General features: G+C 38.2%; 27 protein-coding genes. 24 read left to right on the top strand and 3 right to left on the bottom strand.

Going from position 1 to position 26,634, the window contains the following annotated elements:
- The first annotated feature begins 49 nt into the window (after nt 1-49).
- Complete coding sequence (locus FC84_RS08055) at nt 50-1,630, top strand: peptide chain release factor 3 (protein WP_057757591.1); 1,581 nt, start codon at nt 50-52, stop codon at nt 1,628-1,630.
- 135 nt (nt 1,631-1,765) lie between these two features.
- On the opposite strand, the gene FC84_RS08920 is transcribed toward FC84_RS08055, so the two are convergent.
- A complete protein-coding gene (locus FC84_RS08920; protein WP_083479598.1) occupies nt 1,766-1,885 on the bottom strand; it encodes a DUF4044 domain-containing protein in 120 nt (39 codons plus the stop codon).
- 89 nt (nt 1,886-1,974) lie between these two features.
- On the opposite strand from FC84_RS08920, the gene FC84_RS08050 reads away from it, so the two are divergent.
- From FC84_RS08050 to FC84_RS07970, 17 genes are all read left to right on the top strand, one after another.
- On the top strand, nt 1,975-2,331 hold the full coding sequence (locus FC84_RS08050) for a DUF3397 family protein (protein ID WP_057757588.1): 357 nt from the start codon (nt 1,975-1,977) through the stop codon (nt 2,329-2,331).
- A gap of 167 nt (nt 2,332-2,498) precedes the next feature.
- Nucleotides 2,499-2,930, top strand: a complete 432-nt coding sequence (mraZ, locus tag FC84_RS08045; RefSeq protein WP_057757584.1) for a division/cell wall cluster transcriptional repressor MraZ — start codon at nt 2,499-2,501, stop codon at nt 2,928-2,930.
- Nucleotides 2,931-2,939: 9 nt separating this feature from the next.
- Nucleotides 2,940-3,887: a 16S rRNA (cytosine(1402)-N(4))-methyltransferase RsmH gene (gene rsmH / locus FC84_RS08040; RefSeq protein ID WP_057757581.1), complete on the top strand. Its 948-nt coding sequence runs from the start codon at nt 2,940-2,942 to the stop codon at nt 3,885-3,887.
- A 27-nt stretch (nt 3,888-3,914) separates the two neighbouring features.
- Entirely contained in the window at nt 3,915-4,298 is a 384-nt protein-coding gene (ftsL, locus tag FC84_RS08035; RefSeq protein ID WP_057757578.1) for a cell division protein FtsL, read from the top strand.
- Nucleotides 4,295-6,475, top strand: a complete 2,181-nt coding sequence (locus tag FC84_RS08030) for a penicillin-binding protein (protein WP_057757574.1) — start codon at nt 4,295-4,297, stop codon at nt 6,473-6,475. Before ftsL ends, FC84_RS08030 begins: the two co-directional genes overlap by 4 nt.
- A 71-nt stretch (nt 6,476-6,546) precedes the next feature.
- A complete protein-coding gene (gene mraY, locus FC84_RS08025) occupies nt 6,547-7,512 on the top strand; it encodes a phospho-N-acetylmuramoyl-pentapeptide-transferase (RefSeq protein ID WP_057757571.1) in 966 nt (321 codons plus the stop codon).
- A 12-nt stretch (nt 7,513-7,524) separates the two neighbouring features.
- A complete protein-coding gene (murD, locus tag FC84_RS08020; protein ID WP_057757568.1) occupies nt 7,525-8,910 on the top strand; it encodes a UDP-N-acetylmuramoyl-L-alanine--D-glutamate ligase in 1,386 nt (461 codons plus the stop codon).
- Complete coding sequence (gene murG, locus FC84_RS08015) at nt 8,907-10,019, top strand: undecaprenyldiphospho-muramoylpentapeptide beta-N-acetylglucosaminyltransferase (protein WP_057757565.1); 1,113 nt, start codon at nt 8,907-8,909, stop codon at nt 10,017-10,019. Before murD ends, murG begins: the two co-directional genes overlap by 4 nt.
- Before the next feature lie 34 nt (nt 10,020-10,053).
- Nucleotides 10,054-10,995, top strand: coding sequence for a cell division protein FtsQ/DivIB (locus FC84_RS08010; RefSeq protein ID WP_151425861.1), 942 nt, complete (start codon nt 10,054-10,056; stop codon nt 10,993-10,995).
- A gap of 127 nt (nt 10,996-11,122) precedes the next feature.
- Nucleotides 11,123-12,586 (top strand): cell division protein FtsA, encoded by a 1,464-nt coding sequence (ftsA, locus tag FC84_RS08005; protein ID WP_057757558.1) that lies wholly within the window; start codon nt 11,123-11,125, stop codon nt 12,584-12,586.
- A 32-nt stretch (nt 12,587-12,618) separates the two neighbouring features.
- Nucleotides 12,619-13,863 carry a cell division protein FtsZ gene (ftsZ, locus tag FC84_RS08000; RefSeq protein ID WP_057757555.1) on the top strand — a complete coding sequence of 415 codons (1,245 nt, stop codon included), beginning with the start codon at nt 12,619-12,621 and terminating at the stop codon, nt 13,861-13,863.
- Nucleotides 13,864-13,896: 33 nt separating this feature from the next.
- Nucleotides 13,897-14,337 (top strand): cell division protein SepF, encoded by a 441-nt coding sequence (locus FC84_RS07995; protein WP_057757553.1) that lies wholly within the window; start codon nt 13,897-13,899, stop codon nt 14,335-14,337.
- Nucleotides 14,337-14,612: a YggT family protein gene (locus FC84_RS07990; RefSeq protein ID WP_057757551.1), complete on the top strand. Its 276-nt coding sequence runs from the start codon at nt 14,337-14,339 to the stop codon at nt 14,610-14,612. The genes FC84_RS07995 and FC84_RS07990 overlap by 1 nt, the downstream gene beginning before the upstream one ends.
- A 32-nt stretch (nt 14,613-14,644) precedes the next feature.
- Complete coding sequence (locus FC84_RS07985; RefSeq protein WP_057757549.1) at nt 14,645-15,445, top strand: YlmH family RNA-binding protein; 801 nt, start codon at nt 14,645-14,647, stop codon at nt 15,443-15,445.
- A gap of 19 nt (nt 15,446-15,464) precedes the next feature.
- On the top strand, nt 15,465-16,235 hold the full coding sequence (locus FC84_RS07980) for a DivIVA domain-containing protein (protein ID WP_057757547.1): 771 nt from the start codon (nt 15,465-15,467) through the stop codon (nt 16,233-16,235).
- Between the two features lie 252 nt (nt 16,236-16,487).
- Nucleotides 16,488-19,274: an isoleucine--tRNA ligase gene (ileS, locus tag FC84_RS07975; protein WP_057757545.1), complete on the top strand. Its 2,787-nt coding sequence runs from the start codon at nt 16,488-16,490 to the stop codon at nt 19,272-19,274.
- A 25-nt stretch (nt 19,275-19,299) separates the two neighbouring features.
- On the top strand, nt 19,300-19,536 hold the full coding sequence (locus FC84_RS07970; protein ID WP_151425898.1) for a cold-shock protein: 237 nt from the start codon (nt 19,300-19,302) through the stop codon (nt 19,534-19,536).
- Nucleotides 19,537-19,625: 89 nt separating this feature from the next.
- On the opposite strand, the gene FC84_RS07965 is transcribed toward FC84_RS07970, so the two are convergent.
- Nucleotides 19,626-20,828 carry a toxic anion resistance protein gene (locus FC84_RS07965; protein ID WP_057757541.1) on the bottom strand — a complete coding sequence of 401 codons (1,203 nt, stop codon included), beginning with the start codon at nt 20,826-20,828 and terminating at the stop codon, nt 19,626-19,628.
- A complete protein-coding gene (locus FC84_RS07960; RefSeq protein ID WP_057757540.1) occupies nt 20,821-21,828 on the bottom strand; it encodes a 5-bromo-4-chloroindolyl phosphate hydrolysis family protein in 1,008 nt (335 codons plus the stop codon). The genes FC84_RS07965 and FC84_RS07960 overlap by 8 nt, the downstream gene beginning before the upstream one ends.
- A gap of 270 nt (nt 21,829-22,098) precedes the next feature.
- On the opposite strand from FC84_RS07960, the gene FC84_RS07955 reads away from it, so the two are divergent.
- The 6 genes from FC84_RS07955 to mnmA all read left to right on the top strand — a co-directional run bounded on the left by FC84_RS07955 (nt 22,099) and on the right by mnmA (nt 26,488).
- Entirely contained in the window at nt 22,099-22,665 is a 567-nt protein-coding gene (locus FC84_RS07955; protein WP_057757538.1) for an NUDIX hydrolase, read from the top strand.
- Nucleotides 22,655-22,966: a hypothetical protein gene (locus FC84_RS07950; protein ID WP_057757536.1), complete on the top strand. Its 312-nt coding sequence runs from the start codon at nt 22,655-22,657 to the stop codon at nt 22,964-22,966. Before FC84_RS07955 ends, FC84_RS07950 begins: the two co-directional genes overlap by 11 nt.
- 43 nt (nt 22,967-23,009) lie before the next feature.
- Nucleotides 23,010-23,723, top strand: a complete 714-nt coding sequence (locus tag FC84_RS07945) for a 5'-methylthioadenosine/adenosylhomocysteine nucleosidase (protein ID WP_057757534.1) — start codon at nt 23,010-23,012, stop codon at nt 23,721-23,723.
- 2 nt (nt 23,724-23,725) lie between these two features.
- Nucleotides 23,726-24,877, top strand: coding sequence for a cysteine desulfurase family protein (locus FC84_RS07940; protein ID WP_057757532.1), 1,152 nt, complete (start codon nt 23,726-23,728; stop codon nt 24,875-24,877).
- Between the two features lie 130 nt (nt 24,878-25,007).
- Nucleotides 25,008-25,352 carry a DUF1831 domain-containing protein gene (locus tag FC84_RS07935; RefSeq protein ID WP_057757530.1) on the top strand — a complete coding sequence of 115 codons (345 nt, stop codon included), beginning with the start codon at nt 25,008-25,010 and terminating at the stop codon, nt 25,350-25,352.
- Between the two features lie 14 nt (nt 25,353-25,366).
- Nucleotides 25,367-26,488 carry a tRNA 2-thiouridine(34) synthase MnmA gene (gene mnmA / locus FC84_RS07930; RefSeq protein ID WP_057757528.1) on the top strand — a complete coding sequence of 374 codons (1,122 nt, stop codon included), beginning with the start codon at nt 25,367-25,369 and terminating at the stop codon, nt 26,486-26,488.
- Nucleotides 26,489-26,634: the final 146 nt, after the last annotated feature.

Below are 26,634 nucleotides of genomic sequence, written 5' to 3'. Positions count from 1 at the left end.
TAATTAGTTGGGTCTTTTATTAAGGCCTAAGATTAGTAGGAGTAAAAAAGTGGATAAAAAACAATTAGATGAAGAAGTATTGAAACGCCGGACCTTTGCCATTATCTCTCACCCCGATGCTGGTAAAACAACCATTACAGAACAGATGTTGTTGTTTGGTGGCGTTATTCGGCAAGCAGGTACAGTTAAAGGTAAGAAGAGTGGCAACTTTGCTACTTCTGACTGGATGGAAATTGAAAAGAAACGTGGTATTTCAGTCACCAGTTCCGTTATGCAGTTTGATTTTGACGGCAAGCGTGTCAATATTTTGGATACGCCAGGACATGAGGATTTCTCAGAAGATACTTACCGAACATTGATGGCAGTTGATGCTGCGGTCATGGTAATTGACTCAGCTAAAGGTATCGAGCCACAAACTAAAAAGTTATTTAAAGTTGTTAAACAACGTGGTATTCCAATCTTTACCTTTATGAATAAGTTAGATCGTGATGGACGCGAACCATTAGATTTAATCGCAGAGTTAGAAGAGCTATTGGATATTGAAGGCGTTGCTATGAATTGGCCAATGGGTATGGGTAAGGGTCTTAAGGGACTGTATGATATTTACGATCATCGGATTGAATTATATCGTCCTGAAAATGACGATCAGCGTTTTATTCCGCTTAATGAAAAAACCGGCGAAATTGATGGTGATCATCCGTTGAAGGAAGATTCAATTTATCAACAAACTTTAGATGAAGTTGAATTATTGGCTGAAGCAGGTAATACTTTCAATCTCGATAAAATAGCTGCCGGTGAACAAACACCAATTTATTTTGGTTCAGCGTTAACTAACTTTGGCGTAGAAACTTTCTTAAAGAGCTTTTTAAGCATGGCTCCTGCACCAGCTAGCCATCAATTACAAGATGGTGAAGTTTTAGCAGCTGATGAATCAGAATTTTCTGGTTTTGTCTTTAAAATTCAGGCAAATATGAACCCGGCTCATCGTGACCGAATTGCTTTTGTTAGAATTTGTTCAGGTGAATTTGAAAAGGGCATGACAGTAACTCTAGCGCGGACAGGTAAAGATTTGCGGTTAAATAATGCCACTGAGTTCATGTCAGCACAGCGTGAACAGGTTAGCTCAGCCGTAGCAGGTGATATTGTCGGTCTTTATGATACGGGTAACTTCCAAATCGGGGACAGTATTTACTCAGGTAAACAAAAAGTTGAATTTGAAAAGTTACCGCAATTTACACCAGAACTTTTCGTTGAAGTAACGGCTAAAAACGTCATGAAACAAAAATCATTCCATAAAGGTATGCAACAATTAGTTCAAGAAGGTGCCGTTCAGTTGTATAAGACTTATGCGACTGATGATTATATTTTAGGTGCCGTTGGTCAACTGCAGTTTGAAGTTTTCCAATATCGAATGATGCACGAATATAACTCTGAGGTTATTATGAAGCCAATTGGAGCTCGAACAGCTCGTTGGATTGATCCGGAACAATTAGATCCTAAGATGTCTTCAAGCCGAAACTTATTAGTTAAAGACATTCAAGGTCAACCATTATTCTTGTTTGAAAATCGATTTGCAGAGAATTGGTTCAAAGACAAATATCCCGATGTTAAATTAAAGAGCTTGTTGTAAAATTTGATTTAGATAATAGCTCGAGGTGTTATTAACAGTAGCAATAAAATAGCAAAAGCGTTTAGGATAACAATAATATCCTAAACGCTTTTGCTATTTATTAAATATGCGGTAAAATAATTTTAGTGTTGTGTCTTATAAAATACTAAATGTGCTTAGTGCACCGAGAACGACACCAGCGATTGTGATGATAATCATTAACCAAACAAAAAATTTGGTTATTTTGCTAAATGTACTCGTTTTTTTCTTTTTCAAAACTGCACCTCATTTATCTTTGCTATTATTCTACTGTAATTATTTCGATATTTCAACGACTCTTGATTATATTGCGAAAGTGGGTCATTATGCAAATTAAGTATTTAATTTGGAGCTTTGTTATTTTACTTATAGGTGGCATTCTTAGTGTTTTTTTGATGCCGTTCTTTAAACGACTGGTCAGTAAGAAATGGCGTTTGTATGATGCTTGGCCACCCATTATTATTGTGGCAACCTCGGTATTGGCCGCAAGCCGTCAAATTGCGTCAACTGGATCTTATATGATCATTGATATTTGTGCTTTTGCGTTAATTTATGCAATTTACTTGGTTATTGTACCGCGATCAATTAAGTGGCAAAGATTCGCCTTAGTTGTTTGGCGCTGTGCGCTTTTAATAACAGTGTTTTGGTATGTTTTTGTTCTGATTTGGGTCGTTGTCATATAACAGACAGATTGTATTAATGTTACGATTTTTTTACAAAATTTAAAAAGCTGCTAAGCCCCTATTAATAGGGGCTTTTTTGTTGCAATAAAAAGGTGGAGGCATTTGGAAATCAAGTGGTTAATAGTGGGGGAATGTGGTAAACTTTATTCATGACAGGTGGTGAGACAATGTTAATGGGTGAATTTCATCACACAATTGATAGTAAGGGTCGTGTGATCATGCCAGCAAAGTTTCGTGCGGATTTAGGTGACACCTTCATCTTAACGCGAGGAATGGATGGCTGCTTGTTTGGTTATCCAATGGCAAAATGGCAAGAAATTGAGCAAAAGCTTGATAGCCTACCGCTGAACAAAAAAGACGCCCGGGCCTTTGTTCGCTTTTTCTACTCAGCAGCCACCGAGAATGAAGTAGATAAGCAAGGCCGAATTAACATTGCCACACCTTTATTCAAATTTGCAAAATTGCAAAAGAATTGTGTCATCGTCGGTGTTTCAGATCGAATCGAAATTTGGGACGAAGCGCGCTGGGAAGAAGTTAACCAAGAGGCTGAGGAGAATTTCGACGAGATTTCTGAAAATTTAATGGATTTTAATCTTTAAGGAGTTGCCATGTTTAAACATACTACAGTACTTCTTAAGGAAACCGTTAGTGGTTTAGCACCTCATGATAACGGTATTTACGTTGATGCTACTTTTGGTGGTGGCGGTCATACTAGAGAATTATTATCTCGCTTTAGTGGTGGTCGAGTAATAGCTTTTGATCAAGATGAGCGAGCATTAAAAAATGGACAAAAATTATTAGCTGAAGATTCTTCATTTCAAGATGCCAGTCGTGTGACTTTAGTTAAGGCTAATTTTCGGGCAATGCGCGAAGAATTAACTAAACTAAATATTCAACATGTTGACGGGATTATGTATGATTTAGGCGTTTCTTCACCGCAACTTGATGAACAACAACGTGGTTTTAGCTATCGTTTAGAAGCTCCATTAGACATGCGAATGAATCAAGAACAGGCATTGACGGCCGATCAGGTGGTTAATGAGTGGTCGTTCCAAGATTTAAGACGAATCATCGATCGTTATGGCGAAGAACGATTTGCTAAACAAATTGCTCGAGCTATTGAACGTCAACGGGCTATTCAACCAATTCAAACTACAACGGAATTAGCAGAAATTATCAAAAATGCAATTCCAGCAGCTACTAGAAGAACTGGCGGTCATCCAGCTAAACGAACATTTCAGGCTATCCGAATTGCTGTCAATGATGAATTAGGTGCTTTGCAAGATAGTTTGGATGAAGCAGTTGATTTATTGACAGTAGGCGGTCGTCTAAGTGTGATTACTTTCCAATCGCTGGAAGATCGGATTGTTAAGCAAACCATGAAGAAGAATGCTGAGATTGATGTTCCCGCTGGTTTGCCCATCATTCCACCAGAATTACAGCCTAAGCTAAATTTGGTTAATCGTAAACCGATTACGCCAAGTGAAACTGAACTGGCAGAAAATCATCGAGCACATAGCGCAAAGTTAAGAATTGCTGAAAAAATGAAATTATAATCAATTAAATAATGGAGTAGACATAATATGGATAGTACAGTTAGAAAAATTCAACCAAACATCGCACCAGAAATTACTCCAGAGATTGTTACCCAAGCTAAACCAATTGAGTTACCACAAATTTCAGTTAAGCAAAAGGTTCGTTATTCAACGTTTGAAAAGGCTATGGCTTGTGTCATCGCTGTAACTGCAGTTATTATGATGGTTATGCTGGTACATACAACCGTAAGTGTTTCCGCAAGCCAACGTCAACTTCAAGACGTTCAAACGTCAATAACAAAAGTCAAAACGACAAATATGGATTTGCAACAAGAAATTGGTGAGTTATCCAGCTCTGATCGCTTAGCGGCTTTTGCCAAGAAAAATGGCCTGACTTTTAAAGAAGCTAACGTTAGGAATGTTACTAAATGAAACAGTTCAATCAAGATGATCATCAAAAGAGTAGGAGGACACGCCGTAATCGTGTAATAGTCGGATTGATTCTGATTGTTGCGATGAGTGCTGTACTCCTGCTTTTTATTTCCAGATTTGCCTATATTGCCACTAGTGGACACGTGGGTAGTGTGGATTTAACTAAAAAAACAGAACAAAAATATAGTCAAAACAAAGTGCTTCTAGGTAAACGCGGGACGATCTATGACGTCAGTGGCAATATTATTGCGGAAGACTCTAACGTATATTCCGTTTATGCGATTTTAGATAAGAAATATAATGACACAGATGGCAAGCCACTGCATGTTGTTAATAAGAAAAAAACCGCCAAAGTTTTAAGCAAGTACTTACCACTGTCACAAAAGAAAATTCTGACTTATTTGAAGAAGAAAAATCAATTTCAAGTAGAGTTTGGTAGCGCAGGTAAGAACCTTAGTTTAAATACTAAGAAAAAAATTGAGGCCGAAAAATTACCGGGAATTCGATTTACGGATACACCGTCTCGTCTTTATCCCAATGGTACGTTTGCATCACATATTGTTGGCTTAGCTCAACTTGCAAATACAGATGAGAAAAAGAAAGCAACCGATGAAGATGATGAAAAATTAACGGGTATTTTAGGAATTGAGAAGTATTTCAACAATGCGTTAACTGGAACGAATGGGTTACAGACATCTAAGCGTGATACGTTTGGTTACGAAATTCCTAATTCCAAAGTTGTTACTAAACAACCTAAAAATGGTTCTTCAATTTATCTAACGCTAGATTCAAGATTACAAAGTTACCTTGAACAATTAATGACGAATGTTCAAGAAAAGTACAAACCGGTTAAAATGACAGCCGTGTTAATGAATGCTAAAAACGGTAAAATCATTGCAGCCTCACAACGGCCAACCTTTAATGCTTCTACAAAAAAAGGCATTGCTTCGATGTGGCGGGATAGTCTGGTTGAGGATACTTATGAACCTGGCTCAGTTTTTAAACTATTAACGGTTAGTGCGGCAATTGACGCGGGCACTTATAAGCCAAATGAGTATTTCCAATCTGGGTCCATTAAAGTCGCTGATCGCACGATTTATGACTGGGATAAAGATGGCTGGGGCTGGATTCCTTACTATCAAGCCATTCCACGTTCAAGCAATACTGGTTTGGTTAAAATCGAACAACAGTTAGGCGCTAAAAAATATGCCAAGTACTTAAAGAAATTCCATGTTGGCGAAAAAACAGGTATTACTTTACCTGGTGAAGTTAGTGGCAATCTTAATTTGAAGTCTAAGGTTTCTCAGGCGACAACTTCTTTTGGTCAAGGTGTAAATGTTACGGTTATTCAAATGATGCAGTACTTATCTGCTATTGCTAATAATGGGACAATGGTTCAACCACAAATAGTTGACCATGCGATCAGTAACAACGGTCAAGTGAAAAACTATGATACTAAAGTTGTTGATCACCCTATTAAGGCAAGTACAGCTAAAAAAGTACGCAAGTTAATGGAACAAGTTGTTTATTCAGATTATGGTACGGGTGGCGCGTATAAAATTCCGGGTTACAAAATTGCCGTTAAAACAGGTACAGCTCAAATAGCTGGTTCTGATGGTAACTATTTAACTGGTAGTAGTAACTATGTTTTTTCAGTTGCAGGGATGGCACCAGCTAAGAACCCTAAATATATCTTGTATGTCACCATGCAACAGCCAAAAAAAATGACGGATTCCGAATCTCAAATGATGAGTCGACTTTTTAATCCGTTAATGAAACGGGCTTTAAAATCTGAAGTTAACGATGAAGACCTGGATGCTAATTCGATTTCCATGCCTAAGTTAACCGGGACCTCCTTAAGTACAGCAAAATCAAAACTCAAAAAGCTAGGATTAACGGTTTCGCAAGTAGGTAGTGGTAGCAAGGTGGTTCAACAACTTCCAGCTGCTGGTGAAAAAGTAATTAAGAATCAACGCGTAGTTTTATTGACAGAAGGCGCAATGACAATGCCTAACATTAAAGGCTGGTCGAAAAATGACGTTTTGAAACTAGCTGAAATTACCGGGGCAGATTTCAAATTAACCGGGACAGGTTATGCAAGCTCACAGAGTATTAAGGCCGGCAATATTATTCCTAGTGATGATACAGTGACAGTTAAATTAAAAGAACCAGATTAATCGTCATGTTACACGGTTAGTTAAATATAAGACAAAAGCACGATGATTATAATAATTGGAGCGAGATACTCATGATATATCCATTAATAGCGCTATTTGGTACGTTTTTATTAACAGCAATTGCCATGCCGCACTTTATTAATTATTTACGGCGCCATGATGAGGGACAACAGATTCGTGATGAAGGACCAAAATGGCATGAGAAGAAATCAGGTACACCAACAATGGGTGGCTTGGTCTTCTTAGTTGCTAGTTTGATCATGATTTTTATTGTGGGTTTATTAATGAAACAAGTTAATACCACATTATGGTTATTTACGTTAGTACTATTTTTATATGGTGCGATTGGTTTTGCTGATGATTCTGTTAAATTAGCAATGAAACGCAATTTAGGTTTAACTGCTAAGCAGAAGTTTGGCGCCCAAGTGATAACGGCTGTTTTCTTCTTAATTATTTATTTCCACGATCAAATGCCAACAACGTTACCAATTCCTTTTGTTGGCAATGTTGATTCCACGGTTTTATTTGCCGTCTTTGTGGCCTTTTGGATTGTTGGTTTTTCTAACGCTGTTAATTTAACCGATGGTTTGGACGGTTTAGTTGGCGGATTGGGTGTTTTCTCTTACGGAACATATGCCATTATTGCGGCTAAGCAACATAATACGGTTATCTTCATGATCTGTTTAGCAGTTGTTGGCGGGTTATTGGCTTTTCTAATTTTTAACCATTTGCCTGCTAAGATCTTCATGGGCGATACTGGCTCACTGGCTTTAGGTGGTGGCTTAGCAGCTATCTCGATTATTCTTGAACGTCCTTGGTCATTGTTATTGATTGGTATTGTTTATGTTATTGAGACTGCTTCAGTTATCTTACAAGTCTTTTCTTTTAAAACTTTCCACAAACGAATCTTTAAAATGTCACCAATTCATCATCATTTTGAGATTGTCTGGGGTAAGGGATCAGAGAAAAAAGTTGTCTTGGCATTTTGGACTGCTGGCTTGATCGGTTCAATTATTTATTTACTATTGTTTCTGTAGAGGTGCAGGTTGATGAAGGAAATTACAGATTATCAAAATAAAAAAGTTATTGTTTTAGGTTTGGCAAAGAGCGGTGTTCATGCTGCTTTGCTGTTACATAAGTTAGGTGCACTAGTTACGGTTAATGACATTAAACCACTTTCTGAGAATCCTTCTGCCCAAGAGTTAGTTGAGGCTGGCATTCGCGTTATTGCTGGGAGTCATCCCTTGGCACTATTGGATGAAGATTTTAGCGTTATGGTGAAAAACCCAGGTATCCCCTACACGAATCCAATGGTTAAGCGTGCGCAAGAATTAAACATGCCAATTATTACGGAACCAGAATTAGCTTATGAAGTTTTAGAAGGCGAATTTATTGGTGTTACTGGTACTAACGGTAAGACCACGACGACGACATTAATTAATTTAATGTTAAATGAAGGCTTAAAAGTGCCACGCTCGTTTGTAGCTGGTAATATTGGAGTGCCCGCTTCAGAAGTTGCACAAACAATTAAAGCTGATCAAACAATGGTTACAGAGCTATCTAGCTTCCAATTATTGGGTACAACTGAGCTTAAACCACATATTGCTGTTTTAACTAATATCTATGAAGCTCATCTTGATTACCACGGTAATCGTCATAATTATATTGAAGCTAAGATGAATTTGGTTAAAAATCAAACAGCTGCTGATTATTTTGTAATTAATTGGGATACTGAAGAATGGCGTGAGTTAAGTCAACGGACACAGGCACAGGTCGTGCCATTTTCACGTCAAGGCTTATCCCACGAAGGCAGCTACGTTCAAGATGGCTTAATCTGTTTTAAAGAAGAGCAAATTTGTCCAGCCGCTATTATTAAAATACCTGGGCAACACAATATTGAAAATGTTTTAGCTGCTGTTGCCGTTGCTAAAATTAAAGGTGTTAGCAATGAAGCTATTGCCAATGTCTTACGGACTTTTGCCGGTGTTCGACACCGTATTCAATTCGTTGAAGAATGGCAAGGTCGGCGTTTTTATAATGACTCAAAAGCGACTAACATCGAGGCTACAACCGTTGCCTTACAAAGTTTCGAACAACCAATTGTTTTAATTGCTGGTGGTTTAGATCGCGGCTTTGTCTTTGATGAATTAGTTCCCTTGATTAAAAAAGATGTTAAAGCAATGGTTGTCTACGGTGAAACGGCTGACTTGATGAAAGATGCTGGCGAAAAAGCAGGTTTATCAACTATTATTAAAGTTGACAACTTAGTTGAGGCTACACAGCAAGCCGTTAAATTGTCAGAACCCAATGAAATTGTGTTATTGTCACCGGCTGCGGCTAGTTGGGATCAGTTCAAGACTTTCGAAGATCGTGGCGATCTATTCATTAAAACAGTTGAAGAAATAACAGGTAAAGTTGAGGAGCAAGCAAAATGAGATTGATGATTTCTGGTGGCGGTACTGGTGGACATATTTATCCAGCGCTGGCGTTAATCAAGAGATTGCAAGAACGGCGTTTATTAGATTTAGATGAAGTTCTATATGTAGGAACTGCTAAAGGCTTGGAAGCAGATATTGTGACTAAAGCAGGCATTCCTTTTGAAACCATTGAAATACAAGGATTTAAACGTAAACTAACTTTTGATAACTTCCATACATTAACGCTTTTCCATAAGAGTTTGACACGGGCTAAAAAGTTAATTCAAGAATTTCAACCAGATATTGTAATTGGCACTGGTGGTTATGTTTGTGCGCCGGTTTGTTATGAAGCTAGTCGGTTACACATTCCGACGATGATTCATGAACAGAATTCAGTAGCTGGTGTATCTAATAAATTCTTAGCTCATTTTGTTGATCGTATTTGCTACGTTTTTCCAGAAGTAGCTCATCAATTTCCAGAATCAAAGAAACTCGTTTTTACAGGCAATCCTCGTGCTCAAGAGGTATCAGCATTAAAGCCGCAGGGCATGCTTGCTGAATTGGGCTTAAACCCCGCTTTACAAACATTATTAATTGTTGGTGGGTCACGTGGCGCTGCACCTTTGAATAAAGCTGTTGTTGAGGGGATTCCAGAATTTTCCGAGAAACCTTATCAGGTTATCTTTATAACCGGCCGAGCTTTATATGACAATGTCATCAAAGAAATCGGCACTGAAAAAACAGCACCAAACGTTAAAGTGTTGGCTTATTTAGATAATATGAGTCAACTATTACCGGAAATTGCAGTTTTTGGTGGTCGAAGCGGTGCAACAACGTTGGCCGAAGTGACTGCTTTAGGAATTCCTTCTATTTTAATTCCTAGTCCTTATGTGACACATGATCATCAAAGTAAAAACGCAGATTATTTAGTTAAGAATTCTGCAGCTTTACTGTTACCAGAAATGGAATTAAATGGTCGTTCTTTAGTTGCTGCAGCTGATCATATTTTGTTGGATTCAGAAGTTTGGCAACGAATGCATATGGCCTCTTTAAAATTGGCAACAACAGATGCAAGTGACAAGATGATCGAAGAAATGATGTCTTTAATTCGGGCGTATCGTCACTAATAAGTAAGATTGTGAAAGGTGGGGGAGCGTCTTGGTGAAAAAAAACGATGATTCAAAAAACGTTGCTGAGCGTAACCCCAGCGCAACATTAGAATCGTGGAAAAAATTCAAGCAAGAACAAGATGAACGACGTAAAAATCCACAATATAAACCTAAGGTAACTGAATCAAAAACTGCAACAACATCTAAAAAGAAAAAGCAAGCACGTCAGTCAACACAACAAAAACAAAGCTCACCACCTAAATCAAAACCGATCCGACCAAAGTTAAGCAAAGAAAAACGACGGCAATTGAGTTGGCAGGTCGTTTTCATCATTGTTTTCTTTGGGACAATTATGGGCGGCTTAATCTACCACGTTTCGCCAAAAGCAAAAATTGAGGACGTTTCGGTAACCGGAATTAAATTAACGGCGGCACAAGATGTTATTGATGCGAGTCATTTAAGTGGTAAGGATTATGTTTCGACAACGTGGCTTCACCGTAATCGGGTTGCTTCTACGGTTAAACAAAAATTACCGGCTTTAAAACAAGTATCGCTGAAATTTAATCATTGGAATAAGGTTGAGATCGTCGTTAAAGAGCATCAGACCGTTGGCTTTTTTGCTAATAAAAATGGTTATCAGCGCATACTTAGCAATGGCTATATTGATAATGAAGTTTTGGCAAAACCACTGGGGAATTTTCCAGTATATGATGGTTTTAAATCTGGCCCAGAATTGAATCGAATTATTAAGTTGTATGCCAAAATGCCTAATCAAATTCAAAACGCTATTTCGGAAATTAAGTCAGATCCAAGCAAAACTAATCCTTACCGAATTCATTTATATATGAATGATGGCAATGAAGTTGTTGCTGATTCACGAACAGTGATTGATCGTTTGAAATATTATGGCAATATCGTTGCTCAAACCAAGAAAAAAGGGATCGTTGATTTAGAGGTTGGGGCCTATTTTGTTCCTTTTGATGAGAAAAAGTAAACTTTTTTTTGTAAACGAAAATAACAGTTTATTATCATATCCGCGATGTGTTAAACTTTAGTAAGTGCTAGTTTTTTTACTATAATTAAACGAATTTTAAATAAATAATCGAGGAGGCTTTATTTTAATGGATAAAGCTCAAATATATGTGGGCCTCGATATTGGGACAACTGCAATTAGAGTTATTGTTGGCGAAGCAGTCAATGATAAGTTGAACATAATCGGCATTGGCAGCGAAAGATCACGTGGTCTTAAGAACGGCGTGATTGTTGACATTGACAAAGTTGTTACCGCAACTCGCAAAGCAGTCCATCAGGCTCAGACAAAAGCTAATATTAAATTTGATCAAGTTGTCGTTGGCATTCCAGCTAAGGATTTAGTTATTGAACCAGTTAAGGGAATGACCATTGTCGCTGATCAACCTAAAGAAATTACAGCTGTTGAAGTACGTAAAGTTGCAGCCGCTGCTCTTTCGCGGAATTTACCTCCTGAAAGAGAAGTTGTGGCAATTGTACCTAAACAATTCATTGTTGATGGACAAAAGCATATTGTTGATCCACGTGGCATGTCTGCTGTTCGTATTGAACTTGAAGCTATTTGTTATTCAGTACCTTCAATTGTTGTGAATAATATTCGCAAAGTTTTGGAACGTGCTGGCTTAAAGTTGAAGCATTTTGTACTTAATCCATTAGGATTAGCACATATTGCTTTAAATGACGGTGAACAAGATTTTGGAACTGTCTTAATTGATATGGGTGGATCACAATCCACAGCTTACGTTATTCGTGATCATGATCTTAAGTTTGTCGCAGCTGATGACGAAGGTGGTCAGAACTTAACTAAAGACGTTTCAGTTGTCCTCAACACCTCATTAGGTAGTGCTGAAAAGCTCAAACGTAATTATGGTGTTGCTGATCCTGAGGCAACTTCTGTTACCGAGAAATTCCCTGTTGAGATTGTTGGTAAAGACGATCCTATGATGGTTGACGAAACTTATTTGTCAGAAATCTTAGAAGCACGTTTTGAACAAATTTTTGATCGATTATTAAAACAACTTGATTCTGCTAAAGCTTTAGATTTACCAGGTGGTGTTGTGCTAACTGGTGGTGTTGCAGAGACAATGAGTATTACATCACTTGCATCCGACTTGCTAGGTCAAAAAGTTCGTATCTTTGCGCCAAGAGAGATGGGGTTACGCAATGCCTCGTTTGCAACGATTTTAGGTATTGTAAGTTACGCTGCTGATTTAAGCGAGATCGACTTATTAGTGACAAGCGTTATTAATAAAGATGCGCTAGCAGCTCTTAATAGCCAACAACCTGTCACCGCTAGTGAACAAGTTGAACAACGTTCTCAAGTTGGTGATAGTAATCCAAACGGTGGCTTCTTCAACAACTTGAAGTCATTATTTAATGGCGATGTTGAAGATGACGAGCAGGATAGTCAGGATTCAAGTTCGACTCAAGCACAACAGTCTACGGAAAAGCCACAAAATAACGTACGGCCAGCGCAAAAGTCTAGCGAATCACAAGAAAATAAACCTGAATCAGAAAGTAAAATTCGCAATTTCTTTAATAAATTTTTCGATTAGAAAACCGTTAAACCCATAGGAGGAAATCACAAATGGATGCATCAAAAGATCAAAACCAAACTTCCGGCGCCGTCATTAAAGTTATTGGTGTCGGTGGTGCTGGTGGCAATGCCTTGGACCGTATGATTGAAGAACAAATTCAAGGTGTACAGTTTATTGCTGCTAATACTGACTTACAAGTCTTAGATAAATCAAATGCTGATATTAAAATTCAAATCGGACCAAAATTAACACGTGGTCTTGGTGCAGGTTCAAAACCAGAAGTTGGTGAAAAAGCTGCTGAAGAAAGTGAAGAAGCATTAACTAACGCCTTACAAGGTGCTGATATGATCTTCGTTACTGCCGGTATGGGCGGTGGTACTGGTACTGGTGCTGCACCAGTAGTTGCACGTATTGCTAAAGATCTTGGCGCTTTAACTGTCGGTGTTGTTACTCGTCCATTTACATTTGAAGGTCCTGATCGTGCTCGTTTTGCAGCTGAAGGTATCGCTCAAATGAAAGAACACGTCGATACTTTAATCATTATTTCTAACAACCGCTTGTTAGAAATGATTGATAAGAAGACACCGTTAAGTGAAGCTTTCCATGAAGCTGATAATGTATTACGTCAAGGTGTACAAGGTATTTCTGATTTAATCACTTCACCTGGTTACATTAACCTTGACTTTGCTGATGTTACGAACGTTATGAAGGATCAAGGTACTGCCTTAATGGGTGTTGGTTCTGCTAACGGTGAAAACAGAATTGAAGACGCAACTAAGAAGGCTATTTCTTCTCCTATGTTGGAAGTTTCTATCGAAGGTGCACAAAAGGTTCTGTTGAACATCACTGGTGGTTTAGACTTGACCTTGTATGAAATGGAAGCTGCTGCACAAATTGTTTCTGAAGCTGCTTCTTCTAACGTTAATATTATTTGGGGTACTTCAATCGATGAAAGTATCGGTGATGAAGTGCGGGTAACAGTTATTGCAACTGGTATCGGTGATGGCACTCCTAAGAAACGTAAAGTAATGCCAACTCGTAATACTAATGTTCAACCAACAACTAATAATGCAACACCTGCATCAAAAAAAGAGGACGATCCATGGAACATCTTACAATCTGAAACAGATAACCGTAAGTCTTCTCAACGTCCAGATAATTTGAATCGTGAATTCGAAAATATCGAAAAACAAAATTTTGACACATATCAATCACGTCAGACTAACGAAGATAATCATTACTCTGACCAAGATGATGACGATATGCCACCATTTTTGAAACGTCGTCAAAAGTAATCAGTCAGCGTAATCGTGATGAGGTGAATTAATATGGCTTTTGAAAAGCTAAATCGTTTCTTCGGTATGACAGATGATGACGATTATGAAATGACTGATCAACAATCAGTTAATATGAATAATGGTCAAAATGAAGAAAAACTTGAGATCGCCTCAAGTAATGTTGTGCCTTTGAGTAACAGTACTCGTTCTGCTGCAACTTCAAGTAAAATTGTAATTTCCGAACCTAAGTTTTATGCTGATGCAAAGGAAATTTCAACGAGCTTATTAAATAATCAAGCCGTAATTGTTAATTTTACTCAAATGGAAGAAGCTCAGTCACGTCGAGTTATTGATTTTTTGACTGGGACTGTCTTTGCTGTTAAAGGTGAAATTCAACGTGTTGGTGATAAGATTTTCTTATGTACACCAGCTAAATTTGAAATTCAAGGTTCAATTTCAGACGTTTTGAAAAGTGATAAGGATTTTGATTAATGATAACATTCTTAAATGGCATTTATCTCTTACTAAACTATGCGTTAACCGCGTATAGTTATGTGATTATCATCGACGTCATTATGTCGTGGGTACCGCAGGCGCGTCAATCAAAATTAGGTGAAATTGTTGGTAAATTGGTCGATCCGTTATTTGACGTGATCGATCGTTTCATACCAACAATTGGCGGTATTAGTTTTTCACCAATTGTTGCGTTTTTCCTAATTTATTTGGTTCGCAGGTTACTTTCGTTGCTTTTCTTTGGTGTTTTTTAAACAATTAGGGTAAAAGATAAGGAGTGAGAAGATTGGATAGTGCCGTATTTCAACATTTCCGCCCCGAAGAACGCCCGTTTATAGAACGCATTAATGATTGGCGCAATCAAGCCCTTAATGAGTATCGCCCGATTTTAACTGACTTTTTAGATCCACGCCAAGTTTTCTTAATTGAAGCTGTGCTGGGCAAGTTAGACGATACCTTTCGCTATTGGCAAGACGGTGGTTATAATCAGGCAGAGCGTCAACGTGTTATTTTTGCGCCAGGTTATTTTCAACCAGAGTCAGCAGACTTTCAAATTAAATTATTTGAAATTAAGTATCCCACCAAATTTGCAACACTCTCACATGGTCGGATTTTAGGTACATTAGTCAACTCAGGCTTGGACCGCAGTCAATTTGGTGATATTATTACTGACGGTGAGCGGTGGCAGTTTTTCGGTGTTGAGACAATGTCTCAATTTTTTACGGAACAAATAACCAAGATCGGTCCGATAAATGTTCGCGTTGAATCGGTGCCATTACTGGAAGCTGTGACACCAGTTGTTGACTGGCAGGATGAGACGATTATTGTCACATCAATGCGCTTGGATACAATTATTGCCGAAACTTTTAATATCTCTCGCCAACGTGCAAAAGACTTGGTAGAGAACTCACGCGTTCAAGTGAATTGGAGTGTCAATGAACATCCTGACTTTCAAGTGGATTTACTTGATATGTTAAGTGTACGAAAATATGGACGCATCCAAATTCGTGAAGTGCTCGGGAAAACACGTAAAGAACGTTATAAATTAGAAATAGCAACCTTAAGACGAGAATCATTAAGTCATTAATTGATAAGGAGATTTTAGAATGGCAGTTACACCAAATGATATTCAAAATCAAAAATTCGAAACACACTTCCGTGGCTATGATGTTGATCAAGTTCAAGATTTTCTTGACCAAGTCGCAGCTGATTACAATGATTTGTTATTGAGAAATCAACAACTTGAACAATCATTAAAAGAAAGTCAGGAACGTGTTAGCTACTTTACAGATTTGAAGGATGCTTTAAATCAATCAATTATTGTTGCGCAAGATGCTGGCGAACGCGTTAAAGCTAATGCACATCAAGAAGCTGAATTAACTAAAGCAGAAGCACAAAAGAAAGCTGATACTTTGGTTCGTGATGCAACTAACCGTTCTAATCAAATTTTAACTGACGCAACAGATCGTTCTCGTCAATTAACAGTTGAAGCTGAAGAATTACGTAAGAGTACTCGTGTGTTCCATCAAAAACTTCAAGTTCTGTTGGAATCACAATTGGCAATGGTTAATGCACCTGAATGGGAAACATTATTGAATCAGGCTGTCGTTGATCCTGCAGATGCTCGTTTTACTGATAATGGTAATAACGCAGACGTTCAAACTGACAATCAAGAAGTTGTAGATACAGTCGTTGCAGAGCATGTGGAAGAGGTAAATGATGTCGTAGCGCCAGTAGATGAAGTTACTGACGATAATGACGACCAACCAGTTTTCCAACATCGGACTCGCGATGATCAACCAGAAGAACAACAGGAAGCACCAGCTGATAATGAAGCGGATGGCGTTACTATTGTTTTTCCCGATCAAGACAAGTAAAATATAAATTATTAAATGATGTTCAAGTCTAAGCGATGAAATTAAACATTTTAGCGAGTCGACGACGGTGTGAGGTCGATATGTCAATTCATCGTGCATCAACTTGGGCAACAATCGAATAACTAGTAATGAGTGGAAAGGTTTATCCTTTCAATTTAGGTGGTACCACGGGAATCTCGTCCTATATTAGATAGGGCGATTTTTTTGTACTTTAATTAATATAATTTGTTATGATTTTGAGGAGGAAAATTGATGAGAGTAAAAGATACGTTGCATCTTGGCAAAACCAAGTTTCCAATGCGCGGTAGTTTGCCTAAGCGTGAACCAGAATGGCAAGCTGATTGGGAAGAAAATCAACTTTACGAACAACGACAAAAATTAAATGAAGGTAAGCCAACCTTTATGTTGCATGATGGCCCACCATTTGCCAATGGTAATATCCATTTAGGCCATGCTATGAATAAGGTTAGTAAGGATATTATTGTACGTTACAAGTCAATGCATGGCTTCCGTGCACCTTACGTACCTGGTTGGGATACTCACGGTCTACCAATCGAACAACAATTGGCTAAACAAGGTATTGACCGTAAGACAATGGATCCAATTGAATATCGTAAATTATGTTTTGATTATGCTATGGGCGAAGTGGAGAAGCAAAAAGCTGGTTTTAAACGTTTAGGTATCTCTGCCGATTGGGACCATCCTTATATCACCTTACAACCAGAATTCGAAGCTGAAGAAGTGCGAATTTTTGGTAAGATGGCTGAAAAAGGTTATATCTATAAAGGTAAGAAGCCTGTTTATTGGTCACCATCTTCTGAGTCAACTTTAGCCGAAGCTGAAATTGAATATCATGATGTTAAATCACCTTCAATTTTTGTTGCTTTTAAAGTCATTGATGGCAAGGGTGTGCTCGATGCAGATACATCTTTAATCATCTGGACTACAACACCTTGGACAATTCCAGCTAACTTGGCAATTTCCGTTAACCCACGCTTTGATTACAGTGTCATTGAAGCAAATGGTCAAAAATATGTCATTGCTACTGAACGTTTAGCTGAAGCTACTGCAGCTATTGGTTTTGAAGATTACCAAGTTGTAAAACATGTTTCTGGTAAAGATTTAGAATTGATTACGGCTAAACATCCATTATATGATCGGGAATCATTAGTTATTCTTGGCGATCATGTTACTTTAGATGATGGTACCGGCTTAGTTCATACTGCTCCTGGCCATGGTGCTGATGACTTCAACGTTGGGATGAAGTATCATTTACCTATTTATTCAGTGGTTGATGCTCAAGGCTACATGAACGAGAATGCACCTGGTTTTGAGGGTGTCTTTTATGATGATGCTAATAAGATGGTAACTGATGCCTTAGAAGAAAATGGTTCACTTCTTAAATTAAGTTTCTTTACCCATAGTTATCCTCATGATTGGCGAACTAAGAAACCAGTTATTTATCGAGCAACGACCCAATGGTTTGCTTCAATTGATGCTTTCCGTGATCAAATTCTAGAACAAATTAACGGCGTTAAGTTCTTCCCTGAATGGGGTAAAACACGTCTTTATAATATGATTCGTGATCGTGGCGATTGGGTTATTTCTCGTCAACGGGCTTGGGGTTTGCCATTGCCAATCTTCTATGCTGAAGATGGAACCGCCATTATTACACCAGAAACGATTAATCATGTGGCAGATTTATTTGCTGAGCATGGTTCAATTGTTTGGTATGAAAAGACAGCCAAAGAGTTGTTACCGGAAGGATTCACTCATCCAGGCAGTCCTAATGGTGAATTTACTAAAGAAAAAGATATCTTGGATGTTTGGTTTGACTCAGGTTCTTCTCATCAATCAGTTATGGCACAACGCGATGATTTAAGTTTCCCAGCTGACTTGTATCTTGAGGGCTCTGATCAATATCGTGGCTGGTTTAATTCAAGTATTATTACAAGTGTCGCTGTTACTGGCCAAGCACCTTATCGACAAGTCTTATCACAAGGCTTCACGTTAGATGCTAAGGGTCATAAGATGAGTAAGTCATTAGGAAATGTCATTGACCCTAATGATATCTTCAAACAAATGGGTGCTGAAATCATTCGTTTATGGGTAGCTTCTGTTGATACAAGTTCTGATGTGGCTGTCTCAATGGATGTTATGCGTCAAGTATCTGAATCTTATCGTAAGATCCGTAATACAATGCGTTTCATGTTAGCCAATGTGACAGATTTTGATCTTAACCAAAACAAAGTCGCTTATGAGGATTTACGCGAAGTTGATCAATACATGCTGGCTCGATTAAATGAAGTCATGACTAAAGTGTATGCTGCTTATGACGAATATGATTTTGCAACGGTTTATAAATTAATCAATAGTTTCTTGGTAAATGATTTATCAGCCTTCTATCTAGATGTAGCCAAAGACGTTGTCTATATTGACGCTGAAAACGACCCTGAGCGTCGTTCTATGCAGACAGTGATCTATGAGTGCTTAGTTGACTTAACTAAGCTCTTAACGCCAATTTTGCCACATACAGCTGAAGAAGTTTGGTCATATCTATCTGAACCAGAAGATTATGTGCAATTAGCAGAAATGCCAGAAGTTAAGAAATTAGTTAGTCAGGATACATTGTTGGTTCAATGGTCTAACTTCATGAAATTCCGTGATGATGTTCACCGTGCACTTGAAGAAGCGCGTAATGAAAAAATCATCGGTAAATCATTGGAAGCTGCTATTACTATCTATCCAAATACAGAGTTGAAAAATATCTTATCAATGTTAGATGCTAATTTAGCACAATTATTGATCGTTTCTAAGTTAACGATTAGTGATGATCAAGTGCCAGCAGATACAACTAAGTTCAATGATTTTGCAATTAAGGTTGAACATGCACCAGGTGAAGTTTGTGATCGTTGCCGGAAGACTTTGACGGATGTTGGTAGTGACACTGATTTGCCTAATTTATGCGCAAGTTGTGCCGCCATTGTTCGTCAAGAATTTCCAGAAGTTATTGAAGAAGGTTTTGATACAAACAAGTAAACTTTTGATAGGAGGCTTAGCCATGATTCAAGGTAAAGTTCGTTCCTTCGATGAGCAAAAAGGTTTCGGCTTCATTAGCTCGCCGGGTTTGCCTGATACATTTGTTTTCTTTTCAGCAATTAAAGGTAGTGGCTTTAAAACACTAACACCAGGGCAACCAGTTGAATTTCAAATTGTTCAGGGTGAAAACGGCCCGCAAGCTGTTAATGTTGAAATTCTAGAAGACGAAATAAAAGAATCCGATTCAAATGATGAGTATTAATTTTTAGTCGTTAGTTAAGCTATAAAAAAAGATCCTGATCACTTAGAAGTTATCGCTTCTAGGTGATCAGGATCTTTTTATGATAAAGCTTATTTGGAATCTGTGACGTCTTTTCGATAAGGTGAGCCGTCACTGGTTGAACCGTGGCTATATGCCAATAGGTGATTCTTTAATTCGTCTTCCATCTTTTGTAACTCGACTTCAGCATGTTGTCGTTTAGTATGACCTTCTTGCTGAATCTTCAATGTTTCTTGGAGTGTCTCTATGAGATCATTTTGCGTTTTTTGTAAGGTTTCGATATCAACGACACCTCGTTCGTTTTCTTTAGCTGTTTCGATAGCGGAAATTTTCAGCATTTCTGAATTTTTCGTCAATAAGTCGTTAGTTGTTTGTGAAACTTGGCGTTGAGCAGTAACCGCATCTTTTTGCCGTAATAAGGTTAACGCAATCGCAACTTGATTCTTCCATAATGGAATTGCTGTGTTGATTGACGCTTGAATTTTTTCGGCAAGTGCTTGGTTTGTGCCTTGGATTAAACGAATTTGTGGTGCTTGTTGAATCGTAATTTGGCGTGCTAATTCTAAGTCGTGAGTCCGTTTTTCTAGGCGGTCAGCAAACTGTTTAAGATCATTGGCTTCTTGAACTTGCATTTGGTCACCGGATTGCTCTGCAGCTGCAAGTAGTTGCGGAATTTGATTTTCTTGTAAATCTTGCAATTTAACTTTACCAGCAGCAATGTAAACATTTAAGGCATCAAAGTAATCTTTATTTTGTTCGTAAAGACCATCTAACATTTTATTATCGACGAGCAATTCATTTTTTTGATGCTCTAATTTGGTACCGATGGTGTCGATTTGTGCGCCAATTTTTTGATACTTGGCTGTAATCTCGTAAACGGAACGCTTAACTTTACCAAATAACTTGCGAAAAACATTGTTATCTTCAGCTTGTAATTCTGAAGGATTGGCCTCGTTTAGACGATACATTAAATCAGTTAAGGCGCCACCAATTTCACCAGTTTGTTGGCTTTGAACTTGATTTAACATTTGTTGGGAGAACTCAGACAGTTTCTTCTGGGCGTTAGCACCATAATTTAAAACTGCCGTTTGATTTTTAGTATCAATTTGTTCAGCTAATGCTTCAGCTTGTTTGCGTTGATCTGGTGAGAGTTTCTCAAGGGCATGATCGACGCTTGGGGCCTGAGGTGTTGCTTTTGTCAACTGGTCATCAGCAAATGGCGTCGATAATAAGTCATCATATAAGTTATTTTGATCGTTGTTCTTTTCAGTCATGGGTAACATCACCATCTTTATTAGTTTGTGGAGCGGATTGATTATCAGCTGCTTTAGTTGCGGCTTGTTTATCTAAATAATCTTTTTGGATTTGGCTTAATTGATCTTGCATTTGTGCGATTGAGCTTTCACTATTGCTGCTAAAATCAGGTTGTTGGCGCGGGTTGTTAACTGAATCCAAGGTTGAGGAAAGTTCAGAAATATCATCAGCAACAAAGTTGGTGTAGTCTTTTTTCATTTGTTCGCTTAGATTAGCGAGCACTTCAACACTACGATCAAGAACGGCGTAAGTATCAGCAGTTTTGATTTCGTGACGACTAATTTCCTGATATTTTTTAGCAATTTGCACGCTGTTTGGTAAATGCTTATACAAAAAATCAGCGGCTTCCTGTAAACGTTGTGGTTCTCTGACTAAAGCGGCAAACATAGCTTTACTAACTTCTAAAGTATCATGGTTCAAATTAATGGCACGTAATTTAGGAACAGCAGTCATTGTTGCTTGTAATTCAATAATTTGTTGTTTAGCATCTGCCATCGTTTCGCGGAAGACATTAATATCAGTATCACTTAAACCAGTTTCTTGATAGTGGCTTAACATCTTTTCACTAATTGGCTGATCAAAAGATTCGTTTTTAGTAGTGCGATTGGTTTTGATGCCAACAAATAAGTAGCTGATACCAGCAAAGAATACCGCACACATTCCTAAAGCAATCGAACCGTCTTGATCAACGCCGTGGTCAACAAATGATAGTAAGGCGCCGAGCACAGTTCCTGCAGTTAAGAAGTAAAAAAGTCCGGCACATAATTTTAAAAACCAATTTTTATCAGTTTGTTGCTTGATGGCTTTGATGATGATTAACGCTGCTAAAGCAACCAAACCAATCGTTAAAAGACCACTAAAGACATTAGTCCCACTTGAGACAACAAAAAGGACAATTGAGCCAACGGTAACGAAGAAAACAATTAGGTATAACAATTTAAGTAGATTTTTTTTGTTCATGATAGACCTCCATCACAACTTTCTATTCAAATTCTAGCATATCTGAAATAAAGCTGAATAAGGCTAAGGGTTGATTTTAATCTCATGCTTTGGCAAGTTAGGTTGATTTCGGCCTGTGGTGCCATGTTTTAATGATATTATTCAATGTATAATGTTGTTATTTAGTTAAACAATCATCAGAATTAGTTATATGTACAAAAAGTAAGCTAAAATAATTTACAGTGTGAAACAGATAAGGTATCATAGTAACATTGTGGAAAGAGTGATTTCATGAATGATTTTAAAGAGACTGTCGTTAATGATGAGTTGATTTACCAAGGGCATATTTTGGATGTTCATCAACAAACGGTAACGTTGCCTAATGGCAAGTCAGCATACCGTGACATTATTAAACATCATGGTGCTGTTGCTGTGTTGGCATTATTAGATCAAGACCATGCGTTTTTTGTGCGACAATGGCGAGCACCTTTAAACCATGAGACGGTTGAAATTCCTGCTGGTAAAATTGATCCCAACGAAACAGATCCATTGGCAGTTGCTAAGCGTGAATTAAATGAAGAAATTGGTTATGCTGCTGATTCATGGCGTTTATTAAGTCGGTTTTATTCTTCTCCTGGTTTTGCAACGGAAAAGATGCATCTATATTTAGCAACGGACTTACATGAATTGCCTCAAAAACGTTCATTAGATCCAGATGAATTTTTAGAGGTTAAGGTTTTAACCCTTAAACAAATTCAAACATTATTGCAACAATCAGACTTTATTGATGCTAAAACCTTATTAGCGGTTAAATATTGGGAACAATTGCCAGATAAAGAGGATCAACATGAAGCATAGTGAAAAGCAATCAGCTGGCTTTTTCCAACGATTACGCCAGCGCTTTACTAACCAATCAAAGACCAACCAAACAGCTGCCCATAGTGGTAGCCGTTTTATGGCTGATTTGGATAAAGTAGCAGGGTCAGAAACATCAGAAGCAACGGCTTCGATGTCGCGAGTAGCACGTCAACAAGCAAAGGAACAACAATTCAAGGATGCTAAAACAATTCATCCTAATATGCGTCGGCGACTTAATTGGGCAATTAGTATTGTCGCTATTTTAATCGTAATTGTTTATTTAGTTTTATTCTTTGTTTAATGAAATGTTTGCAAACTAGTCAATTGAAAATGGGGTATTTTAAGTGAAAATCGGAATTATTGTACCAATGGTAGAAGAAATTATTTTATATCGGGAAAAGTTATCAGCCCTTACAACTGAAACAATTGGTGGCGCTGAATTTACGGTTGGTACTTATCGAGAAACTGAATTAGTTTTAGCTCAATCAGGAATTGGTAAAGTTCAAGCAGCGATGACAGCAACGGTGTTATTCGATCATTTCCACGTTGATGCGTTAATTAATACAGGATCTGCTGCTGGAGTGGCACAAGGATTATCGATTGGTGAGTTGGTCTTAGGCCAACAATTAGCCTATCACGATGTTGATGTGACAAATGGCGGCGATTATGTAGTAGGTCAATTGCCAGGCCAAGACTTATTCTTTAAGTCCAACCAAAACTTGTTAAACGTTGTTGAACAAACAGCACAAGAACTTAATTTACCTGCAACAACTGGTTTAATTGTTACTGGTGATCAATTTGTAGCCAGCGCCGATCATGTTGCGGCAATTAAGGGTAATTTTGCAGATGTAGCTGCTATTGAAATGGAAGGTGCTGCAGTTGCACAAATTGCCGGTAACTTTAATAAACCATTCCTTATTATTCGCGCTATTAGTGACAATGGTGACGCTGATGCAACGGTTAGTTTTGACGAATTCGTTAAACAAGCTGGTAAGAATGCAGCTCAATTATTATTAAAGGCAATTCCCAATATTGCTAATTTAGAAAGGAACGAGTAAAAGTGACTCATTATTATTTTGACAATGCTGCGACAACCCCGATGAGTCCAACCGTTGTGACGGCAATGAGTCAAGCATTAGCTGATGATTTTGGTAATGCATCAAGCACGCATTATTTTGGTCGTCAAAGCCATCATCTACTTGATCAGAGCCGTCAAGTGATTGCTAACAGCATTCATGCCAAGACAGACGAGATTATTTTCACCAGTGGTGGCACTGAAGGTGATAATACTGCGATTTCAGGTACGGCGGTGTCCTATCGAGAACATGGTAAACATATTATCACCACGCAAATTGAACATCCAGCTGTTTTAAAAACCATGAGTTTTTTGGAAAAGCTTGGTTATGACATTACGTACTTACCGGTTGATGAACATGGTTTAGTTACTGCTGGGCAAGTTAAGGCTGCTTTACGACCTGATACGATTTTAGTTTCGATTATGACGGGTAATAATGAGATTGGGGCCATTGAACCGATTGCTGAAATCGGCGCTGTCTTAAAAAATCATCAGGCTATTTTCCATACGGATGCCGTTCAGGCTTATGGGATTTTGGATATTGATGTTCAACAAATGGGCGTCGACTTATTATCGATCTCTGGTCATAAGTTACACGGTCCTAAGGGAATTGGCTTTTTATATATGAACGAAAAAGTTAATCTGGAACCATTTATGCATGGTGGTGAACAGGAACATCTACGCCGTGCTGGCACGGAAAATATTCCTAGTATTATTGGCCTAGCACAAGCGGTTAAGGATTTAACACCTGCGAATAAAAAAGCTAAACGAGAAAAGCTACAAAGTTTAAAAGCAATTTTAATTGCTGATTTAAAGACTAACAAAGTTGACTTTGCAATTAATGGTCCACAACCGGATCAGGCTTTACCTCACGTATTGAATATTTGGATTAAGGGATTGCCATCTACCTTAGCCTTAATGAACTTGGACTTGAAGGGGTTTGCTGTTTCTGCGGGCTCTGCTTGTACAGCGGGCAGCTTAGAACCTTCTCATGTTTTGACGGCCATTACTGGTGATCAGGATGCACCACAAATTAGTGAGTCATTGCGAGTATCTTTTGGCGATCAAAACACTGAAGAAAGTGTTCATTTATTGGCTCAAGCAATTACTGAAGTTACTCAAGATTATTTAAACTAGTATTACTAAAGACCTAGTTACTTTTCAGACAAGTGGCTGGTAGTGCTTTTTAGAGAAATTGCTTGCATGTTTCATTCTTTGTTATAATGTCCTTAGTATTTAATATCAAGTTGAAAAAGAGGGATTTTTAATGGCAAAAGATGAAGCAAAAGTTTTGGGCGATGAACGAATCTTCAAAATCAGCCCTCAAATTAAAAAATATGCACTACGCGATACAGGTTTTGTTAAAACTAATCGGGGTAGCTTTCAATTAGATCGGCCTTTAAGTGGTGATTCACCATATGCAGTTGGCAATAAATTAAAAATTACGATTGGGGCAGAACTCGATACTTTAAAGATGTCTGTTACTGATCCTAGTGGGATGAAGGCTGTTAATATTTTTAAAGATGAAAAAACAGCTAACGTTGTGGAACAATTTAACTATCAAATTGAGAATTTAATGGAGCGCGATATTTTAATTGTTGCTCCAGAATAGGAGCGAATAGAATCATGGATAATTCTAAGACCCGCGTTGTTGTGGGCATGAGTGGCGGCGTTGATTCATCAGTAGCCGCATTGTTATTAAAGCAGCAAGGCTATGACGTGATTGGTGTCTTTATGAAGAACTGGGACGACACAACTGATTCTGGTGTCTGCACGGCAACAGAAGATTATGAAGATGTGGCTCGAGTTGCTGATCAGATTGGTATTCCTTATTATTCAATCGATTTTGAAAAGGAATACTGGGATCGGGTCTTTGAGTACTTCTTAGACGAGTATCGTCATAACCGTACACCTAATCCTGATGTGATGTGTAACAAGGAAATTAAGTTTAAGTCCTTTATTGATTATGCGATAAAAATGAATGCTGATTATATTGCCATGGGACATTATGCACAACTTGATCATGATGCAGATGGCACTGTTCACTTAATTCGGGCAGCAGATGATAATAAGGATCAAACTTATTTCTTAAATACCTTATCACAAGATCAATTACAAAAAGTTATGTTCCCACTTGGTGGCTTACGCAAGCCTGAAGTTCGCGCAATTGCAGCTAAGGCAGGTTTAGCAACAGCTACTAAGCGCGATTCAACAGGTGTTTGCTTCATTGGCGAGCGTGACTTCAAGAAGTTCTTAAAAGAGTTCTTACCAGCACAATCTGGCGAGATGCGCACACCTGCTGGCGAGTTAAAAGGTCAGCATGATGGTTTAATGTATTATACAATTGGTCAGCGTTCTGGCTTGGGCATTGGTGGTAGCAGTGATTCTAGTGAGCCTTGGTTTGTTGTTGGTAAGGATATGTCAACAAATACTTTAATTGTAGATCAAGGGTTTAACAATCCATTGCTCTATGCAACTAGTCTTGAGGCTTCAAATATTTCCTTTATTACTGGTGCTGCACCAGCTCAGGAATTCCATTGCACAGCTAAGTTCCGTTATCGTCAAGCTGATACTGGTGTGACAGTTAAGATGAATGATGATGGTACTAGTGCAACGGTAGTTTTTGATGAGCCTGTTCGCGCAATTACACCTGGTCAGGCCGTTGTTTTCTATGACGGTCCTGAGTGTTTAGGCGGCGGCGTGATTGATGTTGCTTATGACCATACAAAAGCTTTACAATATGTATAGCGAATAAATGAGAGCTGTGACAGAAGGTAGTGACTACCTTTTGAAGCGCGACATGTTGTCTTTGAAGACAAATCCGCGTCTTCAATTCTGTTACCGCTCTTTTTCAATACAGTGCGAAAGCAACGGGTTGCTGGTATTTGTTTAAG

This window comes from Lapidilactobacillus dextrinicus DSM 20335 (genome assembly GCF_001436095.1).
In the GTDB taxonomy this organism is placed as follows: domain Bacteria; phylum Bacillota; class Bacilli; order Lactobacillales; family Lactobacillaceae; genus Lapidilactobacillus; species Lapidilactobacillus dextrinicus.
Note: the sequence above shows the minus strand (reverse complement) of the source record. Positions and strands in the feature narration are given on the sequence as shown.